This is a genomic window from Microbacterium sp., from assembly GCF_046295495.1.
In the GTDB taxonomy this organism is placed as follows: Bacteria; Actinomycetota; Actinomycetes; order Actinomycetales; family Microbacteriaceae; genus Microbacterium.
In genome coordinates, this window is record NZ_JBKBNC010000003.1 from 57,039 (window position 1) to 78,410 (window position 21,372).

A 21,372-nucleotide genomic window follows, 5' to 3' on the forward strand; every position below is an offset into this window, starting at 1 on the left:
CGTCGCGTCGCAGATGGGCGCTCGCCCTCCGCGGGACGGTTCCTGAGGATGCGCGGCCCGCGGCCGGGTGCCGTGACCGGGGCCGCGCATCCGAGAGCGAGCGAACGCGCCGGAGAGTTGGGATTCTGGGGGAGAGCCACTCGGCGTCCGCTCGTCTTCGACTCTGACACGCGCCCGGACGGGACCGAGGTTGGTCGGGCGTTTTCTCACCCCGCGATTCGCCCCTGCTCCTCGGGCGCCGATCGGACGACGCCGCACGGGGGCGCCGCACGGAAGTGGCGACGGGAGGGCGCGGGCAGAGCGAGGGCGTCCAGCGGTGCGGCCCCCCGGCTCGCATCGCGATGCGATCGCTCTGCCCGCTGGGACAGCATCCGACGGCGGGGCGGCCTACCGGTGTCTCCACCGTCGAAGATCACCCGGCACGGCTGACACATCACCTCGGGCCCACGGGGCGCGCGACATCGAACCGGTAGTGTGGCGGAGCCTGATCGAGGAGGACCCGATGACCGAGACCGTCGACCGGCCCACCGGCATCCGTCCCCGTCCCGCCGGTGCCCACTCGTTCGCCGTCGGCGGCGCCGTGGCCGCCTTCGTCAGCGCCGGGCTCATCTGGATCTGCCGCCTGTGGGAACCCAGTGTCCACTACGTCAGTCAACTGGGCGCGACGGGGATGCCGACCGCGCCGGTGTTCAACCTGGCCTTGCTCCTCCTGGCGATCGCGGCCGTGCTGGTGGATCGCGCCATGCGGAGCGCCGGCGGAGATCTCCGCGTCGGGTGGTCGGTCGCGACGACGCTCCTCGTGTGCGGGTTGTGCTTCGGCGTCGCCTCGGCCGTCACCTGCTCACTCGGATGCCCCGTGCCCTTCACCCCCGGCGCCCTGCCCCAGGACCTCATCCACATCACCTTCGCCGTGCTCGGCTTCGTGCTCGCCATCGTGGCGATGGGGCAGGTCGCCGCCCTCCGGCGACGTCCGTGGATGCGCGCCGTGAGCGTGGTCACTCTGGTGGCCGTGGGAGCGACGTCGCTGACGGGCGCGATGATCGCGCTGTTCAAGGGCGACACGGGGCTCGGCGGCAACCTCGAGTTCACGGCGGCGACCCTCGCGATCGCCTGGTTCGGGGTCTTCGGTCTGCAGGTGGCGATCGACGCACACCGTGACCTTCCGGACGCGGGGCGCTGACTGGTGGGCGGCATGCGCGATCGTCGGTGGGGCCGCTTCCACCCGACCGGCCGACGGGTACGCCGGGCGGCGGGGTGGCTGCTCCCCGTGACCGCGGTGGTCGTGGTGATCGTGGTGCTGCGAAGCGCCGGCGTCCCGGTCACGGTGCCGGGGGTCGTCGTGACCGTCGTGGTGCTCTTCCTCGTGCGGGTGGTCATCGGGTGGTCGCGCCGGGGCCGGCGCGACCGCCCCATCACACCTCGCGATCGCTCTCGATGAGTCCCCACGCGTGGGCGGCGCGGATCGCACTGGCGCGATCGGAGACCTCGAGCTTGCGGTAGAGGCTCTGCAGCTGCGTCTTCACCGTGTTCGGTGAGACGACGAGCGCCCGTGCGATGTCGGCGATCGTCGATGTCGGCGTGAGATGCGCCAACACGATGTGCTCCCTCTTGGTGAGATGCGGAACGCTCACGGACGACGCGAAGAACGACTCCCGCTCGGCGATCTCGTCCCGCGCCGCGGGCGACAGCATCTTCAGCACGAGGGCCCGGTCCTCCGGGGCGACCGCGCTCCACGGACTCCACAAGCCATGCCGGATGCTGAGCGCTTCGGCTCGCTGCACCGCCGTGCGGTGAGCGGCGGCGCCGTTGAGGCGCACGTCCGCCACGACGCTCACGACGAGGCTTTCCAGAGCCGCGCGAGGAGACGGTTCGTGATGAAGGCCCCATTTCACACTCATCACGAACGCCTCGTGCGCGCGGCCGGCGTAGAGCTGCGAGAGGGCGATGGCCGGTGCCGTCGCCGGAGAGAGGGCGAACGGTCCCTCGAACAGCGCGAGCGCTTTCCTCGCCTGTCGGAGGGCGATGAGGACCTTCGCGCGCGCCGTCAGGATGTGCGTGGACTGGTAGTGCGACGGAGGCGTGCTCCGCGTCCGGGCCATCCAGGCGCGCAGGAGTCCGAGAGCATCGGATGCCGCGCCCGACAGCAGCAGCGACAGGGCGTGCACCGCGGCGGCGAAAGGCCAGAGTTCACGCGCCCCCGCGGTGGCGGGGAGATCGTCGAGGAGCGCACGAGCGCTCACCGCATCACCGGACTCCAGAACCGACCACGCCGCGGCGAGTCGCATCCCCTCGCCCCAGGGGGATGGCAGCCACGCGTCGTCTCGATCGGCCCGCACCATGGCTCGGGCCGCGTTCACGTCGCCCTCGAGCAGGGCGATCACGGCGAGTGCGCCGCGCACGCGGAGTCGGCGGGCGGGAGGCGCGGTGCGTTCCGACTGACCCAGCGCCAGGCTGGCGTCGCGCAGCTTGCCCATCGCGAAGGACGTCATCCCCACCTGATACCAGCCCTCGTGAACCGACCCGGGATCGCCCTCGTGGTGCCGGCGCAGCGCCTCGGTCAGCAGCGCGGCGGCCTCGGTGGCGAGCGCGAAGCGCCCCGCGGCGCGCAGCAGGCTGACGCGGAGGATCAGTGCCTCGAGGTTGCCTGCTGCGGCGGTCTTGGCATCCGGGAGTCGGCCGAGTGCCCCCACCACCTGACTCGGGGTCTCGGACGACACCGCCGTCTCGGTGTCGACCGCGAGGAGCGCGTCGATGACGCGCGGTTCTGCGGGCGCCTTCTCGCGCAGCGTCCGGACGAGGCGGGAGAAGCCGTCCTCGTCGCGCGCCCAGATCTCGGGGCCGGACGAGCGCAGCACCCCTGCCAGGGTGCTCCACTGGCCCGCGTCGGCGGCCGACTCGGCGGCGAGCACCGGCTCCCCACCCGCGACGAGGTGGTCGAGCAGCTTCAGCCGCGCGTCCGCCACCAGCTGGGGTTCGCGGCCGGTGATGTCGCGCAGCCAGTTCTCGCGGACAGGTTCGGCCAGCGTCAGCTTCGTGGTCCCGGGCCAGACGAGCCCCGCGTTCTGCAGATCGGAGAGGACGCCGCGCGTGGCTCCGGCGCTCGGATCGACGCCCATGGCCTCGGCGAGCGGCGCCGTGACGTACGGCGCGACGGCGAGCAGACGCATCTCGTCACCCACGGGGCTCGGCAGCCTCTGCTCCATGTCGGCGGTCAGGGCCGCTCCCGCGTACTCCGCCACGGCGATGGCGTCGTCACGGGTCCGCAGGCTCATCCCCTCGAGCCGCAGCCGTGCCGCGGCCAGTTGACCGAGCGCGGGCCAGCCGTGCGTGCGCTCGGCGAGGACGTCGACCGCGGCGTCTGTGCACTCCACGCCGTTCAGGGCGAGGATCGAGGCCAGCTCGTCGCGGGTCATCCGCAGCTGTTCGGCGGTGATCACCTGGACGTCGAACTCGAGCGCGACGAGCGGACTCTCCAGGCCCGTCGCCTGACGAGTCGCCACGACGATCCGCAGGTCGGAGTCGCTGCGCAGCAGGTGCAGAAGGTCTTCGGTCGAGAGCCCGACGCCCTCGGTCAGGTTGTCGACGAGCAGCACGTGGACGGCCGGTCCCTCGGCGAAGGCGTCGAGGACGCGAGGGAGGCTCTCGGCCGACAGGGCGCCGCCGTCGATGAATTGCACCCCCCTGTCGGGGTCGTCCTCGAGCGAGGCGGCGAACTGGCGCAGCAGCGACGTCTTGCCGACTCCGGCAGGACCCCGCACCAGCACCACATCGCTGCTGAGCGCCTCGTGCAGGCGCGAGAGCGGTCCGGTGCGTGGTGCCCAGAACCGGCTCGCACGGCGAGCGGCCCGTGCGCCGGTGGGCAGGGCGTCGACATCGATGAGCATCAGTACCTCCATGTGGCAAGCGGGTCGTCCGTTTCAGGAAGGGCGACCGTCCGCTCGGCGAGACACCGGCGGGATACAGATGATCCTGGGGGTGAGGAAGGGGCCGGGTCGGTCCCCGGAGGGCTCTTTCATCCTCTCCGTCATCCCCTTCTCACCCCTTCCGCATCACCCTTTTCCGGCCCGGCCGGGTCCTCTCGGAGGGGTCTCTCGCCCGTGGTGACAGTCGTCCGGAGCCGACGGGTGCGACGAATCGGTGTGCCTAAGCTTCGGGCGACCCGGCGGCGCCCTCCGTCGCGTCGTGCGAAAGGCGGACACGAGTGGACATGCAGCGAATGGTGCGCATCCTGCGCGCCTACTGGAAGGCGATCGTCGCGTTGACGGTCGCGGGGGGACTGGTCGGGCTGGCATGGAGCGCCACGCAACCCCGGGTGTACACAGCAGACGCGAGCGGATACGTCGCCGCCGTCGCCTCCGACGGATCAACCGGGGCCGCGCTCGCCGGGGATCAGCTCGCGCTGTCGAAGGTGAAGTCCTTCATCGACATGGGGTACTGGCGCAGCGTCGCGGAGACGGCGCGCGGGGACCTGGGCATCACGGACAGTCCGGAAGCCCTCGTGCAACGCGTGCGCGTCTCGAATCCGGTCGACACCGTCAATGTGCGGGTGGACGCCACCGGCCCCACCCCCGAGTCCGCGAGGGACCTCGCCGAGGCCTGGATCCGCGGTATGACCACCCAGGTGGACCAGCTCGAGACAGGCGGTTCCGGACAGGGGGCCGTGCGCCTGGTCGCGGGTGACTCCGCGCGCCTGCCGACAGCGCCGTCGTCGCCCAACGTCAAGCTCGACGTGGCCATCGGCGTCATCGTCGGAGCGGTGGCCGGCATCGTCTTCGCTCTGGTGCGCCGCGCCTTCGATCGGCGAGTGCGCACCGCGAGCGACATCACCGACACCGTCGACGCCTCCGTCGTCGGCATCCTGCCGGTCGACAAGGAGCTGGCGGCCGGGCGCGCCGTCTTCTCGTTCGACGACATCAAGGACGGCCGTGGATCGTTCGCCCACAAGGAGGCGATGCGCGAGCTGCGGACCAACCTGCAGTACGTCGACGTCGACAGACCCGCCCGTGTGATGGTCGTGACGAGTCCGCTCCCGGGAGACGGTAAATCGACGACCGCCGCCAACCTCGCGGTCAGCATCGCGGCCACCGGCCAGGCGGTCGTCCTCATCGACGGCGATCTGCGTCGCCCGGTGCTGGGTGGCATGTTCGGCTTCTCCAACGACGTGGGGCTCTCCGACGTGCTGGCCGGACGTGCCCAGATCGAGCAGGTCGCCCACCAGGTCGACGAGCATGGGCGCCTCTTCGTGGTGGCAGCCGGGCGCACCCCGCCGAACCCGAGCGAGATGGTCGGTTCGAAGCGGATGCAGGCCCTCTCCCGCAAGCTCGCCGAAGACCTGGTGGTCATCGTCGACTCCCCGCCGACGCTGGCGGTGGCGGACGCCGCCGTGATCGCGAGCTGGGCGGACGGCGCCGTGCTCGTGGTCACGGCCGGCCGGACGACGGATGACATGCTCGCCCGCGCCACCCAGAACATCGCCAAGACGCGGGGCCACGTGCTCGGGGTCGTCTTGAACCGCGTCCCGTTGCGCGGGGCGGACTCGAACTACTACGGCGGGCGGTACGGCGGGTACTACGGCTACGGCGCGCCGCGCACCAAGGCCGGATCCTGGTGGCGGCTCACGCGTCGGGGAGGGAAGGTCGACGAGGTGTCCGCCGAAGGCACGTCGAGCCCGCGTCGACGTTCCGCTGATCTCCCTCCGGAGAACGTCAGCGGCTTGCGGACCCTCTCGCATCGGAGGGTGGCGTCTCCCGCTGCGGGTGAGAGACCGAGTGAAAATGAGGCGGCGGGGGCCGCCACCGTCGGCACCGCCCCGGTCGGTGTCTCGCCTGTCGCTGCCGACGACGTCCGTTCACCGGCACCCCGTCGGCGGCAGCGGTCGTCATGATGTGACAGCGAACGGCGAGAGGCGCCGCCCCTTCGGGGTGGCGCCTCTGTGTTTCGGGCGTCAGTGGGCCGTATCGCCGGGGGCGACGACGGCCTTGAACGTTCGGGCGAGGATCACGATGTCACCCACCAGCGACCAGTTCTCCACGTAGAAGAGGTCGAGCCGGATGGCGTCGTCCCATGCCAAGGCGGACCGGCCGCTGACCTGCCAGAGGCCGCTCATGCCCGGCCGCACCATGAGACGCCGGTGGGCGTCGTCATCGTAGAACTCGACCTCGGCGTCTCGCTGCGGTCGTGGCCCCACCAGGCTCATCTGTCCGCCGAGCACGTTGAACAACTGGGGGAGCTCGTCGAGGGAGTATTTGCGAAGCCATCGTCCGGCTCGTGTGATGCGCGGGTCGTTGTCGATCTTGAACAGGGGCGTCCCGTCGCGTCCCTGCGCCGCGAGGAGCTCGTGCAGGCGCGAATCGGCGCCATCGACCATCGACCGGAACTTCAGCATGCCGAAGTGGGCGCCGCCCTGCCCGACCCGTTCCTGTCGGTACAGGATCGGCCCGGGGCCGGAAGCGCGTACGAGCAGGGCGAGGGCGGCGAGGAGTGGGGAGAGCGCCAGCACCAGAGCGCTCGCGGCGATCAGGTCGAAGGCCCGCTTCATGATCCGTTGGGGAGCCGAGAACTGCGGGGTCTCGATGTGAACGAGGGGGAGGCCCGCGACAGGGCGGGTGTGCAGACGCGGCCCGGCCACGTCTGTCAGATTCACGGCGACGATGAGATGTTGACGACCGGGGTCCAGGCTCCATCCGATTCTCCGGATGTCTTGAGCGGTGAGGAGGGCACCGCCGGAGATGAGCACGCTGTCCGCGTGCGACTCGGCCAGCTCCCGGTGCAGGACGCGTGCCCGCTCGGAATCCCATGACGCGCGGCCCGGGGTGCGCTCGAGCTCGTGCGCCCCCACGACGTGCAGGCCGGCGGCCGGCTGGCGTGCCAGCTCAGCGGCCACGCGCTCGTTCTCGACGGCGCTGCCGACGAGGAGCACGCGGGCGCTGAAGGTGCCCGACCGTCGCCGGTTCCGCAGCCACGCTCGGCACAGCGCGCGCCCCGCGAGGAGCGCGATCGTCCCGAGCGGCAGGCTGAGCAGGAAGTATCCGCGGGACACGTCGGCGCCGGTCAGGTAGGCCACGATGGCGAAGACGCCGAACAGCTGGAGCGAAGCGCCGAGTACGAGACGGTACTCGGTCACGCCGTAGCCGATGACCCGCGGCTGGCGCGTTCCCGCGATCGTGAGCGTCAGGAGCCACGCGCCGAACAGGACCAGGGAAAGCGTCGTGTAGTCGAGCGGCGACGAGCCGACGTCGACCGGGTGCGGACCGAGCCAGAACAGCTGCGACCCGAAGACGGCGATGGCCACGACCGTGCCGTCGACGGTTGCGACGAATCGCGCGTACCTCCGCTGCCACGCTGGGCGACGCAAGGGGAGGGGGGTGGTGGCATCCAACGACGACCGAGGCGACTCGACGTATGAGACGGAAGGATTCATCTGTGCTCCGCGGCCCGCGCCCGAGGGTCTTTTGGGAACCGTCGGCCGGGGGTGGACGTGACGGTGGGCGCGGGGACTCTCCCACCGCGGAGGTCGCGTTCGCGACGGTCCGCGATGCCCCGTCAGCGGGTGAAGCCGCCCCCGCCCGTTTGCGTCGCACCCCGGGGACCAGCGGGATCGGCGGGGTCGTTGCGATCGGGACGACCGTGACCGCCTGGGCGTTCACCCGCGGGTGCGGGGCTGATCATCCGGCCGGGACGTCGCCCGAGACGGTGATGCGCGGAGCCTGGGGAATGTTTACATGTTCATGTGGGAGTGGGTGCCCGAGCAAGCTGGGTGCATGAGCGATACGCCCGACCTCTGGACCGACTTCGCGAGAGAACTCGGACGACGCTTGTTGCGGGCGCGCGCGGAGCGAGGTCTGTCCCAGGAGCAGGTCGCACACGCCGCGGGGCTCGCGACCTTCACGTATCGGAAGCTGGAGAAGGGCGAGTCGAACCCCGGTACCGCGGCGAATCCACGGCTGAAGACGCTCGTTCTCCTCTCGGAGGTGCTCGGAGTGCCCGTGCCCGACCTCGTTCCGACCCCGCCGGAAGGCCTCGCGCCCGGGCGTTGAGGCCAGTGTCGGAGGTTCGCGGTTCACTTGCTTCGTGCCCACCCAAGTTCGGGTCGTCGATCTCGACGGCCCCGCGAGAAAGGTGTGTGGCATGAGCCGGAACGATCTCCCCGCCCCCGGAGCGATGAGGTGCGCGTTCGCGTGGTGCACCACACCGCACGGGCTGACGGTGCATCCCGCCGATGAAGACCATCGGAGCGCGGGGATCGCCCTTGCCCTGCGCGCGCGCGACGCCCGAGCAGGCGGACCTGGCGAGACGACCGAGTGGGAGGTCGGGCTGCTGCGTCGCTCGGGCGACGACGAGACGTGGATGGTGATCGAGGCCGGTCGTGCGCTCTCCCTGGCGCTGCCGGTCGACGCCGCGAGAGCGCTGGGGAAGGTCCTGCGTGACGACCCCGATCTGCGGGCGTGGCTCGCCGTCGACGGCTCAGACCGCTGATGCGGCTCTGCGAGCCGTTCGACGATCGTGGGCCCACGCCCAGGCGGCGGACGCGGCGTAGAGCACACACAGCGGCAGCGCGATGATGAGCATGCTCATCAGGTCGGACGGGGGCGTGACCGTCGCGGAGAAGATCACGATGACCACGAGTGCCACTCGCCAACCTCTGATGATCGTGCGGGCGCTCAGAACGCCGACGGCGTTGAGGGCGATGACCGCCAGGGGCGAAACGAACGAGAGGCCGACCCCGACGACGAGCTTGAGCAGGAAGTCGAAGTACTGCCCCGCGGTCAGGATCGTCGTCGAACCCTGTGGCGCGAAACCGGCGAGAAGACCGACGATCTGCGGCACGATCATCCAGCCGAAGCCCACGCCCCCGAGGAACAGGGGAACAGCGGCGCAGACGAAGGCGACGCCGATGCGACGTTCGCGCGAGGTCAGACCGGGGACGAGAAAGGCCCAGGCCTGCCAGATCCAGACGGGGGCCGCGATCACGATGCCGAGGGTCATCGCGATCTTGAAGCGCAGGTCGAACGCCTCGCCGAGGCGGGTGAAGTTCAAGCTGGTCATCGACGGGCCGTGCACCCGCGCCAGGGGGGCCGCGGCGGCCGCGATCACGGCGTCGGAGAGCGCGAAGCCCGCCACACCCGCCAGCGCGATCGCGATCGCGGCGATGACCAGCCGGCGCCGCAGCTCGGACAGATGGGAGAGGAGGGGCATGGCCCCGCCCCTCCCATCCGTTCGAGCGCGTTCACGCGCGAGGCGCGAACGGGCCGGACGCCTCACGTCGATGACGCAGAGGTGCCCGGCTGCGCCTCAGCGGGGCGCGCGTCGGGCGGTGGGGCGTTGACCACGGCGGTGTCGTCCGCGGCGCCGCCGGAATCCTTGCTCTCACTGCGGAGGATGCGGACCGACTCGCCCACGCTCTTGGCGAGGCCGGGGAGCTTCGCCGCCCCGAACAAGAGCAGGATCACCGCGAGGATCAGCAGGAGGTGCCACCCCGAGAATGCGTTGCCGAATACTCCCATGAGTAAACCCTTCGATAGACGATCGTCGTTGCCATCGTGGGTGCCCAGTCCGTCCACGCCCCGTCGGTCACGCGAGATTCGCCTCCCGCGAGGCGAACTTCACCCCCGGCGCGAAGACGCGTCTCGATTCGCGCGCGACCCGACGTGCGCGTCCTTCGCGCTTGACTGCTCAGCGGAACAGCCGTCGCGCGGCGAGTGAGAGCGTGGCGAGGGAGAGCGTGGAAAGGGAAAGCGTGGAGACGAGAGACGTCGATGATCGGTGATCGCATCCTGATCGTCTGCACCGCGAACATGATCCGTTCGCCGTTCGTCGCCGGACTGCTCTCCTCGAGGCTCCCCGCCGTCGGGCAGGGCGGACTCGTCGTAGAGAGTGCCGGGACCGCCGCGCGTCCCGGGGGAACAGCCGACGAGGGCGCCACCGCGCTCGGACGGACCTACGGGCTGGCGCTCGAGAATCATCGCTCGCGCCGCCTCGGCGACGGCATGCTGCGCACCGGGGACACGGTGCTCTGTGCGGAGAGGGCGCACCGGCGGGTCGTCCTCGACCTGCGTCCCGATCTCATCGCGTCGGTGTTCACGATCCGCGAGTTCGCGCGGTTGGTGGACGGTTCACGGCGGAGGGCCGCGGGGTGGCGGGATCTCGTGGAGGATGCCGCCCGGGGGCGCCTCGGTGCGCGGTACGCCCCCGAGGAAGACGAGGACATGGTGGATCCCGTGGGGGGATCGCCGACGATGTGGCTCGAATTCGAACGTCAGGCCACGCAGGCCGTGTCGACGATACTGGGCGCGGTCTCGGCCCTGCCGACGTCGGGCGGAGGTGCCTCGACACCCTCGCTCTTCGTCACGCGGCGAGAGTACCGGGAGCGCCGGGCGCTCGCCGTCGCCGACCGGCGGCCCGCGGGGAGAGGCTGAGGTGTTCGATATCGGGATCGACAAGCTCGTCGTCGTCGGCGTCCTCGTGGGGCTGATCGTGGGACCGGAGCGTCTGCGGGAGTGGCGTCGTGCCCTTCCCCGGCAGCTGGGCCGCCTGTATGCGCTGTACCAGCAGGGCCGATCGCAGGTCGTGAGCGAGCTCGATGATCTGGCACCGGATTGGCGCGAGTACGACCCCCGTCAACTCCACCCGCGAAGCGTTCTCCGCGACCTCGAGGAGACCGCGAAATCGGCGGCCATCGCCGCGTCGACCACCGTGGCGACCGCGGCGAGTGAGGTGGCGTCGGAGGTGAAGGTGGGGACGAGTCCGGGCGAGGCGGCGGGCCAACGAGAGGGAGAAGTCCCCCCGGCGGACCCGCTGTCGCGGGGGGACGAGAACCCTGACGTGCCCGGGCGCGCGTCGGTCACCGACGACGACGCGCCGCGGGCGTCCGCGGAGGACGCCGAGGCCTGACCCTGCCTGGCGGCTGCCGCCGACCCCGAACGGCGCGACCGGGAACCGACGCGCACGACCCCGGTGGACGCGCCGGAGAGGGACACGGAGACGTCCGGCCGGCGTGACCCGCGTGTGATCGCTCCGCCCGCGGCCGGCGTGCGCCCGGGGCCGATGGCCGGAGGTGCTCAGGGACGAGCCGCGCCCGCGAACTCCCGAACGGCGGGGAGGGGGGTGCGCTCCTCCTCGGAGTCCGCCCGGGCGATGACCCTCCCGAGGCCAATACCGGCTGCGAGGGCGGCGACCAGCCAGACGGTTGCGGCGATGACGACGACGGCGAGAGCGATCATGGGACTTCTCCTTCGGAGCCCGGCCACCGACTGGTGGATGCGCTCACGGTACTGCGGACGGTGCGTCCCGCGGGGCGACGCGCCGTGCTCTCAGGCGCGTCGGCCGAAAGTCCGGCGGACGATCCGCAGCAGCCCGAGGAAACCGAACAGACCGATCACCGCGCCCAGGACGCCGAACAGGGTGACGGCCCCGCCCAGGAGCGGCCCGCCGCCCGCGATGATCAGGACGACGGCGATGACCACGGCGGCGATCGAGACGAGTGTCATGGCCACCTCGGCGGTGACCCGCCCGAGGACGCCGCTGACGTCGTCGCCGTCCGCGCCGCGCAGCGTGACGCCGATCGACCCCTTCTCGATCCCGGTGAGCAACGCGTCGAGGCGACGCGGCATGCTCTCGATCCGCGCGAGCGAGATGACGGCCTGCGCCTGGAGGTCGGTGGCCATCCGCGTGAGCGAGACGGTGCGGCGCAACAGGGCCGGCATGAGCGGCAGAGCGCGACCGACCATGTCGAAGTCGTCGACGAGGACGCGCAGGCACCCCTCGAGGGTGGCGAAACTGCGGAACGCCGAGGCGAGTTCCCCCGGCAACGCGATGTGGTGTTGGCGGATCACGTCCACCATCCGCGTGAAGATCGACCCCTGTCCATCGGTGCGCAGGTGTTCGGTCGTCAGCACGATCCCGACGTCGTGGCGAAAGGCCTCCACGTCGAGGTCGGCGGGGGGATCGACGATCAGGAGCAGGGCATCCGTCGCCGCCACGTCGTTCTCGCTGAGTGCGGCGAGCAGGAGCGCCGTGAGCTGCTGGCGCCGGCTGCGCTCGATGATCCCCACGGCGCCGAAGTCGATGAGGCCGAGGCTGCCGTCGTCCTTCAACAGGACGTTGCCCGGGTGCAGATCGGCGTGGAAGACGCCGTACACGAGGATCTGCTCGATGACCGTCGACATCAGCGTCTGGGCGAGGCGATCCCGCTCGTCGGGCTGGAGTCGTCCGAGACGATCCGTGCTGTCGCTCAGCGCCGCACCGTCGACGAGGTCCATCGTGAGCACGCGCTGGCCCGAGGCGGCGTCGTAGACCCGGGGGACGGAGACCACACCGCGTCGGCGCGGCTCGGCGCGGTCGATGAGATCGAGCGTGGAGTGGATCATGCGGGTGTTGCGTGCCTCGATGCGGTAATCGAGCTCCTCCACGAGTGTGCTGGTGAATCCGCGCGCGACGGACTCGATGCGCAGGTCTCGGCCCACCCGGGTACGTGCTTCGGCGCGGTGGGCGAGGCGCCCGATGATGTCGGCATCCGCCTCGACCTGGGCTCGCGCCGCCGGACGCTGCACCTTCACGACGACCGTCGTTCCGTCGAGTAGTCGCGCACGGTGCACCTGGGCGACGGATGCCGCAGCCAGGGGGACGGGATCGACCTCGCTGTAGACCTCGGAGATGGGCGCACCGAGGTCGTCCTCGATGACCGCGCGCACGGTGTCCCAGGGCAGGGTCGTGGCGTTCGTCTGCAGGGAGGACAGTGCGCTCAGATAGGGCTCGGGAATGAGATCACGGCGCGTGGAGAGCACCTGGCCGAGCTTGACGAAGCTCACCCCGGCGTCGTTGATGGTGGCCACGATGGCATTGGCCCGCTCCTCCGACGTGCTCAGCTCCGCTTCGACGCGCGACCGGCCACCGTGGAAGAGCCAACCGACCCCGTGGCGCGAAGCGATGGTGAGGATCTCGAGGTATCGCCGGGTGCGCTTGCGCTGGCGCAGCGCGGCGCGCACGAGATCGACCGGGTTCGGCAGGGGGCGAGTCGGGAAGATGGCCTCGCTCGCGACGAGCGCGGCCACGCCGAGGGCGAAGACCCACGCGAGCGTGAGGGCGGTGAGTCCGATCCACAGCCAGGCCTCTGCTCCGGCCACCGGCGTCGTGGTGTCGGTCAGACCCGTCTGTCGAAGGGTCCACTGGGCGGAGGGGATGCTGAGGAAGAAGACGAGCAGACCGACCACGATGCTGCGTGGCCAGCCGACGGCCGTCCCCAGGATGCGGCGCGAGACGAACCCGACGAGCACCGCCGAGACGACGGCGGAGATCGAGATCAGGATGGTGGCCCCCACGGGCTCAGCGTAGCCGCCCGTCAGACGATGCGGGGGAGCGCGCACTCGCCGCACTCCCACCACGCGCGGGTGTCGGTGTGGCGGGGATGCAGTCGTCCCCAGCAGGCGGTGCAGCGGGGAGCGAACCCCACGAGGGTGTCGTCGTCGTCGGGAAGAACGTCGGGGGAACGACGGGCGGGGGCCGGCTCGATCATGGGTGCTCCTTCGTGCCGGAGCATTCTTGCATGCGCATGCCGCGCGCGGTGGGCGTCATCCACAGGGGTGTCAGAGCGACCCGCCGACCCGCCTCACGAGTTCGCCGATCACGGGTCCGACGTCGCCCACGCGCTCGGCGGAGCCGACGACGACCGCGATCACGGGGAAGGCGGTCACGAGGAGCGACACGACCATCGCGAGGACGACGAGTGCCCACGCTGCGGCCGGGCGGCGTTGTGCGGCCGCGGCGAGCAGCAGGGCCACGACGACGACGCCGCCGGTGAGGGCGACCAGGGTCACGCTCACCGCGGGGAAGGGGATGAGCCCGGCTGTGCTCGCGGTCGCGCCGGCCAGGAACCCGATCGTCGGCAGGAAAATCAGGAGCGTTCCCCCGGCGATGACGGCGGCGCCGATCACGGCGGCGATGAGGCTGTGGCGGGAACGCGGGAACGTCCCCGATCCGAAGATGCGGGTCACGGGGAATGGCTCCTTCCGGCCGAGTCGACGGGGTGGGCTCAGGAGTGCAGCGTGCGGAACGTCCGGCGGGCGCGCCCGCGTGCGGCGGCGGCGGCCTTCTTCGCGGCCTTGTGACGGCGGCGACGGGCCCGGGGGTCGTCCCACAGTCGGACGAGCTGGTGGCCGACCGATTCGCGCTTCTCGACCTGCACGCGAGGCGTGCGGGTACCGGCGACGTAGGCGAAGACGGCGAGAGCGCCGACCAGGATGATCTTGTTGCGCATGGTGATCTCCTCTGCACGGGGGTGCGGTGTCGCGCGAGCCGTCAGGCGGTGCACGCGACCTGTTCACAGAGGAGACGTCGCACGGAGACGATTCGTCACGCTGCCGGCGGATTCCGTGCGGGCTCGCCCGCGACGAGGCTGACCGGACGGCATCCGTCCGCCCCGAGGCCGAGCAAGCCGCGGGGCGTCGCGACCACGCACGACGCCCCGGCCGTGAGGGCCGGGGCGTCGCTGGTGGCGGAGGTCAGGGGCGACCCATCCCGTGGTACGTCCACCCCGCGGCGCGCCAGGCGACGGGGTCGAGGCAGTTGCGGCCGTCGACCACGACGCGTCCGCGTGCGAGCGAGGCGGCGTGCTCGGGGGAGAGGTTGCGGCGGTACTCGTCCCACTCGGTCACGACGATGACGGCGTCGGCGTCGCGGAGGGTCTCGTCGAGGTCGGTGTCGTAGGTCAGCTGCGGGTGGACGCGGCGGGCGTTGTCGATCGCGGCGGGGTCGGTCAGCGTCACGCGTGCACCGAGGCCGTGCAGGCGCACGGCGACGTCGAGAGCGGGAGAGTCGCGGATGTCATCGCTGTGGGGCTTGAACGCCGCCCCGAGGACGGCGATCTTCTTCTCGAAGACGCTGCCGCCCAGGGCCTGGGTGGTCAGTTCCACGGCGCGATCGCGACGGCGCAGGTTGATCGCGTCGATCTCGCGCAGGAAGGCGACCGACTCGCCGCGGCCGAGTTCTTCGGCGCGCGCGGAGAAGGCGCGGATGTCCTTCGGGAGGCACCCGCCGCCGAAGCCGATGCCGGCACCGAGGAAACGGCGACCGATGCGGGCGTCGTGTCCGATGGCGTCGGCGAGCGTGGTGACGTCGGCGCCGGTGACTTCGGCGATCTCGGCGATGGCGTTGATGAAGCTGATCTTCGTGGCCAAGAACGCGTTGGCAGACACCTTCACCAGCTCGGCGGTGGCGTAGTCGGTGACGATGAAGGGCGTGCCCTTCGCGATCGAGGGGTGGTAGACCTCGCGGAGGACCTGGGCGGCGCGCTCGCCGTCGGCGGTCGGGGCTCCGTCGGCGGAGGGGACGCCGGCCACGAGACGGTCGGGGTCGATGGTGTCCTGGACGGCCCACCCCTCGCGGAGGAATTCGGGGTTCCAGACCAGGACGGCACCGCGGTCGGCGACGCGGGGCGCGAGGCCCGCTGCCGTCCCCACCGGCACGGTGGACTTGCCGGCGACGATGTCGCCGTCGCTGAGGAAGGGGAGCAGGCCGTCGACCGCGGCGTTGACGTAGGTGAGGTCGGCGGCGTGTCCACCGGCCTGCTGAGGCGTGCCGACGCCGATGAAGTGCACCTGGGCGCCCCGCGCCGCCGACATGTCGGTGGTGAACGAGAGGCGTCCCGAGGCGATGCCCTCGGAGAGGATCTCCTGTAGGCCGGGCTCGAAGAAGGGCGCCTTGCCCTGGCTGAGCGCGTCGATCTTGCGCTCGTCGACGTCGATGCCGACGACCTCGTGTCCGATGGACGCCATCGCCGCGGCGTGCACGGCTCCCAGGTACCCGCAACCAATTACAGACAAACGCACGATGAGAGCCTTCCAGATTCATGTCGACGCGAGGCGGCCGTGGCCGCCCGCGGACCCGCGGAGCAGCGCGGCACTTTCACGCGGCGGTGTCGCCCGGCGCCAGGGTGGCGCGGGCGGTCTTACCGAGGATGACGAAATCGCCGAGCAGAGTCCAATTCTCCACGTAAGACAGGTCGAGTCGCACCGACTCCTCCCAGGACAGCGACGACCGTCCGCTGACCTGCCAGAGACCGGTGATCCCTGGTTTGGCGAGGAAGCGCCGGTGCACGTGGTCGGCGTAGAGCGCCACCTCGGACGGCAGCGGGGGGCGGGGGCCGACCAGCGACATCGAACCGCCGATCACGTTGAACAGCTGCGGCAGCTCGTCGAGGCTGAACTTGCGCATCACGCGTCCGATCGGGGTGACGCGTGGATCGTTCTTCATCTTGAAGAGCACTTCGTTGCCCGCGTCGCGCTCCTGGGCGGCGAGCTGCTGCAGCAGGTCTTCTGCATTGACGACCATCGAGCGGAACTTGATCATCGTGAATTCACGCCCGCGGAACCCGACCCGCGTCTGGCGGAAGAAGATCGGCCCGGCACTGGAGAGGCGGACGGCGACCATGAGGAAGACCAGCAGGGGACTGAGCAGGATGGCGCCCACCGTGGCGGCCACGAGGTCGACACTGCGCTTGAGGACGCTCTGGCCGCGCGAGAACTTCGGCGTCTCGACGTGGATCAGGGGGAGGCCGGCGACCGGACGCGTGTGCAGACGGGGACCGGCGATATCGATGATGCTCGGGGCGAGGACCAGATGCTGTCGTCCCGCCTCGAGCCCCCAGGAGATCTCCTTCACCTTGTCGGCGGGGAGCTCGTCGGCGCTGGTGATGGCGACGGTGTCGGCACCGGTGACGTGCAGAGCTCGGGCGACGTCTCCCACATGGCCCATCACGGGGATGCCCGTCCCCGGGATGACGTCGGCGATCTTGCCGTTCGGCACGCAGGCGCCGACGACGCGGTATCCCGCGCTGGGGGCGCGGGCGAACTCGCGCGCGAGCTGCGTGACCGACGGGAGGGAGCCGACCAGAAGGACACTCGCCGAATAGTGGCCCCGCGAGCGCTGCGCGACGAGCCATTGGCGCCACATCCACCGGGTGAAGATGAGCACCAGGATGCCGAGGGGGAGGCTGATCAGCAGGTAGCCGCGGGCCACGTCGATCTGAGTGAGGAAGGCGACGATCGCCACGGTGCCGAACAGGCGGAAGCTCGCATCGGCGATGCGCACGTACTCCTGGGACCCGGTTCCGACGACGCGATCGCTGCGGGAGTCGACCAGTGAGAGCGCCCACATCCAGGTGACGACGAGGATGGCGGAGAACACCCAGTAGGACAGGTCGCTGATGCGGCTGTCCTGGCCGGCGGCGAGCTGCGCGTTCCCGGACCCGAACCAGAGCAGTTGCGTGCCGTAGACGACCCATACGAGGGCGAACAGGTCGGTCAGAGCGAGGTTGCGTCGGTACTGCCGTCGCCACGGGTCGGGACGGGGGGACGGGAGGGGCGCGACGGTCTCGATCGCGGCATCCCGGCGTGCGGGTTCCTGCGCCGGTGGCTCCGGCATCGGGGCGAGGCCGCGTGGCTCCGCATCCGCGGGCACGGCGTCGGCTTGAAGGTCGGACGTCACGACACGCACCCCCTCCCCGGCAGCGAGTATCTCCGTTATTCGTGAACGATAACAGGGACAAGTCACCCGGTAATTCACACTTCGACGCTTGTCACGAGCCCGAAACACCTAGGTTGCCGACCGATAACTCACTCGTGCGGTGAGGTCTTGGTCTCGCGCCGCGGGTTCCCCTACACTCGGGCGACGGATCGGCCCTCTCGGCTGCCCCGAGATCACGCCCGGCCTCCGGGGTGCACACCCTCCCCGCCGCCGGAAGGAAACCGATGTCCCGCGCCTCTCTACCGACGAGCGCCCGGCGGCGCCGGGGCGTCTCCGCCGGCCTCATCGCGGCCATCGTCATCGCAGTCGTCCTGTTCACCGCGGTCGTGTCGGTCTTCGCCTTCGCCCTCCTCCGTCCCGACGGCGACGGGGCCGCGGCCTCGCCCGCGCCGAGTGCATCGCGGTCCTCGCCCTCGCCCTCGGCGACGCCCACGTCGGCGCCGGTCGAGACGCCGACGCCGGTTCCGACGGTCGCGCCGCCGACCTCCCCCGCCGCCCAGCTGTGCGGCACCGGCCCCACTCTGCTCAGTTTCTGGGCCCACCCCGACGACGACATCATCTTCGCCAACCCCACGATCTCCGACGCGATCGCCGCCGGCGAGTGCGTGCGCACGGTCTTCCTCACCGCGGGCGACGCGGGCAAGGGCCTCGATTACATGCAAGCGCGAGAGCTCGGCATCCTGCGCGCCTACAACGCCATGCGCGGTCAGGAGGGCCTGTGGCACGCCGACGAGATCACGCTCGACAGCGGACTCCACATCCGCCGCCTCACCCCGGACGCCGACCCGCGGATCTCGGTCGCCTACGTGAGACTGCCCGACGGGAACATCAGCGACGGGGGGTTCTCGGCGACGGGTTTCGCGACCCTCAGCAAGCTTTTCGACGGGTCCGTCGGGACGCTTTCCCCCGTCGGATCGGGTCCGGCCGTGAGCCGTGAGCAGCTCGTCGCGTCGCTGCGGGAAATCACGGATGCCGTCCGGCCCAGCCGTACGCTCACGCACATCCCGCGCGGGAGCGCGTTCGCCCCGGGGGACCACCCCGACCACTCCGTCGTCGGCAGCCTGGTGCGCGAAGCGCTCGGGTCCGACGCGGCGGTGGGACCCGGCATCCGTTATTTCGTCGGGTATCCGTCGCAGGACCTGCCCGCGAACGTCGGCGGCGCGATCCTGGACGCCAAGGTCGACACCTATCGGATCTACACCCAGCAGGACAGGGTGATCCGGTGCTCCGACCGAGACGGCTGTCTCAAGACGCGCAAGTTCGGAGAGTGGCTGCAGCGGTCCTACCCGAAGAGCGAGGCCGAACTGCAGTTCGGCTGACGCTCCCCGGAGCGATCACTCCTCCTCGGGCAATTGCTGCTCGACAGCGGCGCGGGCCTCGCGCTCGGCGATGATCTCGACGAAGTCCTTCACCGGGGCGTCGGCGTATCTGTCGACGGCGTCCGTCGCCTCGTCGTGGACGATGTCGGGGTCCGCCTCGGGGTAGCGGGCCGTGACCCGCGCCTCGATGTCGGCGATCGTCTCGTCGGCGTCGAAGCCGTCGCTGCGTTCGGTCATGGTCGGTCCTCAGTGCTGGTAGGTGCCGTGGAGGATGGCGCGCCCGAGCGTCTTGAACGCCAGGGTGAAGGACACGACGGCGGGTGAGGCGTCGGCGTCCACGCCGAGGGTGTCGTCACCGACCGCGTGCACCGCGAAGAAGTACCGGTGGGGCTGATCGCCCGACGGGGGAGCAGCGCCCATGAACCCGGCTTCACCGCCGTCGTTGCGCACGTGGAAGGCGCCGGCCGGTAGCTCGCCGGATGCGAAACCGGTCGGGAGCTCGGTGGTGTCGGCCGGGAGGTCGACGAGGACCCAGTGCCAGAACCCACTCGGGGTGGGGGCGTCGGGGTCGAAGCAGGTGACGACGAACGACTTCGTCCCCTGCGGGGCACCCGACCACCGCAGGTGCGGAGAGGTGTTGCCCTTGTCCGCGACCTGGTCGTCTTTCAACGACTGTCCGTCCGAGACGTCGTCGCTGGACACGTCGAACGCGGCCACGGCGGGCAGGAGCGGGTAAGGGTCGGGTGTCTGCGGGCGGGTGAGATCGGCCATGCACGGCACGATACGGCCGCCGGGCGTCACCGAGCAGGGGTTGCGCGCCGCGCGATCGGTGGTCCCGGATCGACGGCACGTGCGTGACGACCGTCGGTCAGCGCGGCAGAGCCAGGAGCGCTTGAGCCGCCTCGTGGCATCCGTCCGGCGCGGGCAGCCCGTAGTCGACCTCGATGACGGAGCGCAGTTCGGCCGCCAGTTCGTCGACCGTCGGCTCGACGTCGAGCGCCTCGAGGATGGGGAGGATCAGATCGTCGTACTCGTCGTCGGGCCAGCCCGGGCCGATGTGGTGCACACCGATCGGGTCCCACGCGTTGAGGACGTCGCGCACGCGGAGGGCGACGGGGGACAGCGACCGCGGCGGTGAGGACGTCTGCATACGGGCAGTGTCACGACTCTTCTTAGGCGCGGGCTGAGCATCGTCGATGTGCGCGGTGGAGGTGTGCGGCGGGGGCCGTCGCCTGCGGGATGATCGGATCGCCGGTCGGCTTCACCCGTCCGCCGCGCCCCCGCGTGCGGGGTTTCGCACCGGGGACCGTCGAAGAACGCGATAGCGTCGGAGGACGCCCGAGGGCGAGGGGAAACCCGAGAATCCGTCGCCGGGGGGCGAAGCACAGGACGGAGTCGCCGTGAGTGACATCGACGAGCCATCGAGAGGTCATGGCCCGATCGAGGGCGGGGTCGGCGACCCGGGCGCACCGCGACCCGGCGTGTCTCGACGGGCGCTCGTGTTCGGCGGGCTCGCGGTGGGCGGCCTCGCCGCGCTCGGCGGCGGAGCGCTGATCTACCGGAACATCCGGCGTTCCGCGGGCCCGGAGGGGACGTGGGTCAACCTCAATCCGATCGTCCCGGTGCCCAACGCGGTGCCGCGGGCGTCATCGCCGGCGGCGGAGGCCCCCGGTGACGACACGACGGTCGCGGTCTGGGCGCACGCCGACGACGACATCATCTTCGCGAACCCGCACCTGGCTGAGCTCATCGGGTCGGGGGCGACGCTGCGGACCGTGTTCGTCACGGCGGGCGACGCGGGCCGCGGCCTCGCCTACGCGCAGCAGCGGGAGGCCGGCATCCGTGCCGCCTACGACGCGATGCGCGGAAGCGCCGCGCCGTGGGACACGACCCGGATCACTCTGCGCAGTGGCGCGCGCGTCACCCGGTTCGTACCCAGCGACGACCCCCGCCTGTCGATCACCGTGCTGCGTCTTCCGGACGGCAATCTCAGTGCGAAGGGTTTCCCCAACACGGGGGACGCGGGACTCACCCAGCTCATCAACGGGACGGTTCCCACCCTGGCGCCCATCGACGACGGTCCGATCGTCGACGCGACGCGGCTCTCGGACACGATCGCGGAGCTCATCCACGCCGGTGGACCCGATCACATCACCACGAACATCCCGCACGAGAGCGCCTTCGCGCGTGGCGACCACCCCGATCATTCGTGCGTGGGGTCGCTCGTGCGGGCGGTCGCCCCGGTGGCGGGCGTCGCGCCGGAGGCGGTGACGTACTACATCGGCTACCCCTCCCAGCACGAGCCGGTGAACGTCGCGGGGGCGCCGCTGGACGGCAAGGTCGGCGTGTACGAGACGTATGCGGCCCACGATCCGGTCGTGACCTGCGAGGACGCCAGCGCGTGTCTTGCGCAACCGGGCTTCGGCCAGTGGCTGCGGCGGTCGTACGCCAAGACGGAAGCCGAGCTCCGGCTGGCCTGAGCCTCCCCGCGAGCGGAAATAGGGGTGCCGGGCATTTCCCCCTCTCGGACAGAGCG

At 70.9% G+C, this 21,372-nt stretch carries 23 protein-coding genes; 9 read left to right on the top strand and 14 right to left on the bottom strand.

What is annotated here, in order from left to right:
- The first annotated feature begins 502 nt into the window (after positions 1 to 502).
- Positions 503 to 1,180 (top strand): DUF998 domain-containing protein, encoded by a 678-nt coding sequence (locus tag ACK4LS_RS02305; RefSeq protein ID WP_409712675.1) that lies wholly within the window; start codon positions 503 to 505, stop codon positions 1,178 to 1,180.
- Between the two features lie 12 nt (positions 1,181 to 1,192).
- Entirely contained in the window at positions 1,193 to 1,438 is a 246-nt protein-coding gene (locus ACK4LS_RS02310) for a hypothetical protein (protein WP_409712677.1), read from the top strand.
- On the opposite strand, the gene ACK4LS_RS02315 is transcribed toward ACK4LS_RS02310, so the two are convergent.
- The gene (locus ACK4LS_RS02315; RefSeq protein ID WP_409712679.1) at positions 1,413 to 3,896 is read right to left on the bottom strand and encodes a LuxR C-terminal-related transcriptional regulator; all 2,484 of its coding nucleotides are present in this window, start codon (positions 3,894 to 3,896) and stop codon (positions 1,413 to 1,415) included. The genes ACK4LS_RS02310 and ACK4LS_RS02315 overlap by 26 nt on opposite strands.
- Before the next feature lie 311 nt (positions 3,897 to 4,207).
- Between ACK4LS_RS02315 and ACK4LS_RS02320 the strand changes: the two genes are divergently transcribed.
- The gene (locus ACK4LS_RS02320) at positions 4,208 to 5,884 is read left to right on the top strand and encodes a polysaccharide biosynthesis tyrosine autokinase (RefSeq protein ID WP_409712796.1); all 1,677 of its coding nucleotides are present in this window, start codon (positions 4,208 to 4,210) and stop codon (positions 5,882 to 5,884) included.
- Positions 5,885 to 5,944: 60 nt separating this feature from the next.
- On the opposite strand, the gene ACK4LS_RS02325 is transcribed toward ACK4LS_RS02320, so the two are convergent.
- Positions 5,945 to 7,291, bottom strand: a complete 1,347-nt coding sequence (locus ACK4LS_RS02325) for a sugar transferase (RefSeq protein WP_409712681.1) — start codon at positions 7,289 to 7,291, stop codon at positions 5,945 to 5,947.
- A 469-nt stretch (positions 7,292 to 7,760) separates the two neighbouring features.
- Between ACK4LS_RS02325 and ACK4LS_RS02330 the strand changes: the two genes are divergently transcribed.
- Positions 7,761 to 8,036 carry a helix-turn-helix domain-containing protein gene (locus ACK4LS_RS02330; protein ID WP_409712683.1) on the top strand — a complete coding sequence of 92 codons (276 nt, stop codon included), beginning with the start codon at positions 7,761 to 7,763 and terminating at the stop codon, positions 8,034 to 8,036.
- Positions 8,037 to 8,127: 91 nt separating this feature from the next.
- Complete coding sequence (locus ACK4LS_RS02335; RefSeq protein WP_409712685.1) at positions 8,128 to 8,475, top strand: hypothetical protein; 348 nt, start codon at positions 8,128 to 8,130, stop codon at positions 8,473 to 8,475.
- On the opposite strand, the gene tatC is transcribed toward ACK4LS_RS02335, so the two are convergent.
- A complete protein-coding gene (tatC, locus tag ACK4LS_RS02340) occupies positions 8,464 to 9,195 on the bottom strand; it encodes a twin-arginine translocase subunit TatC (protein ID WP_409712687.1) in 732 nt (243 codons plus the stop codon). The genes ACK4LS_RS02335 and tatC overlap by 12 nt on opposite strands.
- Positions 9,196 to 9,257: 62 nt before the next feature.
- Positions 9,258 to 9,503 (bottom strand): twin-arginine translocase TatA/TatE family subunit, encoded by a 246-nt coding sequence (locus ACK4LS_RS02345; protein WP_409712689.1) that lies wholly within the window; start codon positions 9,501 to 9,503, stop codon positions 9,258 to 9,260.
- Positions 9,504 to 9,755: 252 nt separating this feature from the next.
- On the opposite strand from ACK4LS_RS02345, the gene ACK4LS_RS02350 reads away from it, so the two are divergent.
- Complete coding sequence (locus ACK4LS_RS02350; protein WP_409712691.1) at positions 9,756 to 10,415, top strand: hypothetical protein; 660 nt, start codon at positions 9,756 to 9,758, stop codon at positions 10,413 to 10,415.
- A 1-nt stretch (position 10,416) separates the two neighbouring features.
- Entirely contained in the window at positions 10,417 to 10,890 is a 474-nt protein-coding gene (locus ACK4LS_RS02355; RefSeq protein ID WP_409712693.1) for a hypothetical protein, read from the top strand.
- Positions 10,891 to 11,057: 167 nt separating this feature from the next.
- Here the strand turns inward: ACK4LS_RS02355 and ACK4LS_RS02360 are convergent, their stop codons facing one another.
- From ACK4LS_RS02360 to ACK4LS_RS02390, 7 genes are all read right to left on the bottom strand, one after another.
- The gene (locus ACK4LS_RS02360; RefSeq protein WP_409712695.1) at positions 11,058 to 11,219 is read right to left on the bottom strand and encodes a hypothetical protein; all 162 of its coding nucleotides are present in this window, start codon (positions 11,217 to 11,219) and stop codon (positions 11,058 to 11,060) included.
- Positions 11,220 to 11,309: 90 nt separating this feature from the next.
- Positions 11,310 to 13,316, bottom strand: coding sequence for an ABC1 kinase family protein (locus ACK4LS_RS02365; protein ID WP_409712697.1), 2,007 nt, complete (start codon positions 13,314 to 13,316; stop codon positions 11,310 to 11,312).
- 20 nt (positions 13,317 to 13,336) lie between these two features.
- The gene (locus ACK4LS_RS02370; protein WP_409712699.1) at positions 13,337 to 13,510 is read right to left on the bottom strand and encodes a hypothetical protein; all 174 of its coding nucleotides are present in this window, start codon (positions 13,508 to 13,510) and stop codon (positions 13,337 to 13,339) included.
- A gap of 70 nt (positions 13,511 to 13,580) precedes the next feature.
- Positions 13,581 to 13,988: an MFS transporter permease gene (locus ACK4LS_RS02375; RefSeq protein WP_409712701.1), complete on the bottom strand. Its 408-nt coding sequence runs from the start codon at positions 13,986 to 13,988 to the stop codon at positions 13,581 to 13,583.
- A 38-nt stretch (positions 13,989 to 14,026) separates the two neighbouring features.
- On the bottom strand, positions 14,027 to 14,251 hold the full coding sequence (locus ACK4LS_RS02380) for a hypothetical protein (RefSeq protein WP_409712703.1): 225 nt from the start codon (positions 14,249 to 14,251) through the stop codon (positions 14,027 to 14,029).
- Between the two features lie 244 nt (positions 14,252 to 14,495).
- Positions 14,496 to 15,821, bottom strand: a complete 1,326-nt coding sequence (locus tag ACK4LS_RS02385; RefSeq protein ID WP_409712705.1) for a UDP-glucose dehydrogenase family protein — start codon at positions 15,819 to 15,821, stop codon at positions 14,496 to 14,498.
- 76 nt (positions 15,822 to 15,897) lie between these two features.
- The gene (locus tag ACK4LS_RS02390; RefSeq protein ID WP_409712707.1) at positions 15,898 to 17,478 is read right to left on the bottom strand and encodes a sugar transferase; all 1,581 of its coding nucleotides are present in this window, start codon (positions 17,476 to 17,478) and stop codon (positions 15,898 to 15,900) included.
- 263 nt (positions 17,479 to 17,741) lie between these two features.
- On the opposite strand from ACK4LS_RS02390, the gene ACK4LS_RS02395 reads away from it, so the two are divergent.
- Positions 17,742 to 18,836, top strand: coding sequence for a PIG-L family deacetylase (locus ACK4LS_RS02395; RefSeq protein WP_409712709.1), 1,095 nt, complete (start codon positions 17,742 to 17,744; stop codon positions 18,834 to 18,836).
- A gap of 15 nt (positions 18,837 to 18,851) precedes the next feature.
- On the opposite strand, the gene ACK4LS_RS02400 is transcribed toward ACK4LS_RS02395, so the two are convergent.
- From ACK4LS_RS02400 to ACK4LS_RS02410, 3 genes are all read right to left on the bottom strand, one after another.
- Entirely contained in the window at positions 18,852 to 19,073 is a 222-nt protein-coding gene (locus tag ACK4LS_RS02400; RefSeq protein WP_409712711.1) for a three-helix bundle dimerization domain-containing protein, read from the bottom strand.
- A gap of 9 nt (positions 19,074 to 19,082) precedes the next feature.
- Positions 19,083 to 19,607, bottom strand: a complete 525-nt coding sequence (locus ACK4LS_RS02405; RefSeq protein WP_409712713.1) for a YbhB/YbcL family Raf kinase inhibitor-like protein — start codon at positions 19,605 to 19,607, stop codon at positions 19,083 to 19,085.
- 97 nt (positions 19,608 to 19,704) lie between these two features.
- Positions 19,705 to 19,986, bottom strand: a complete 282-nt coding sequence (locus ACK4LS_RS02410; protein ID WP_409712715.1) for a hypothetical protein — start codon at positions 19,984 to 19,986, stop codon at positions 19,705 to 19,707.
- 250 nt (positions 19,987 to 20,236) lie between these two features.
- On the opposite strand from ACK4LS_RS02410, the gene ACK4LS_RS02415 reads away from it, so the two are divergent.
- Positions 20,237 to 21,316, top strand: a complete 1,080-nt coding sequence (locus tag ACK4LS_RS02415; protein ID WP_409712717.1) for a PIG-L family deacetylase — start codon at positions 20,237 to 20,239, stop codon at positions 21,314 to 21,316.
- Positions 21,317 to 21,372 lie beyond the last annotated feature (56 nt).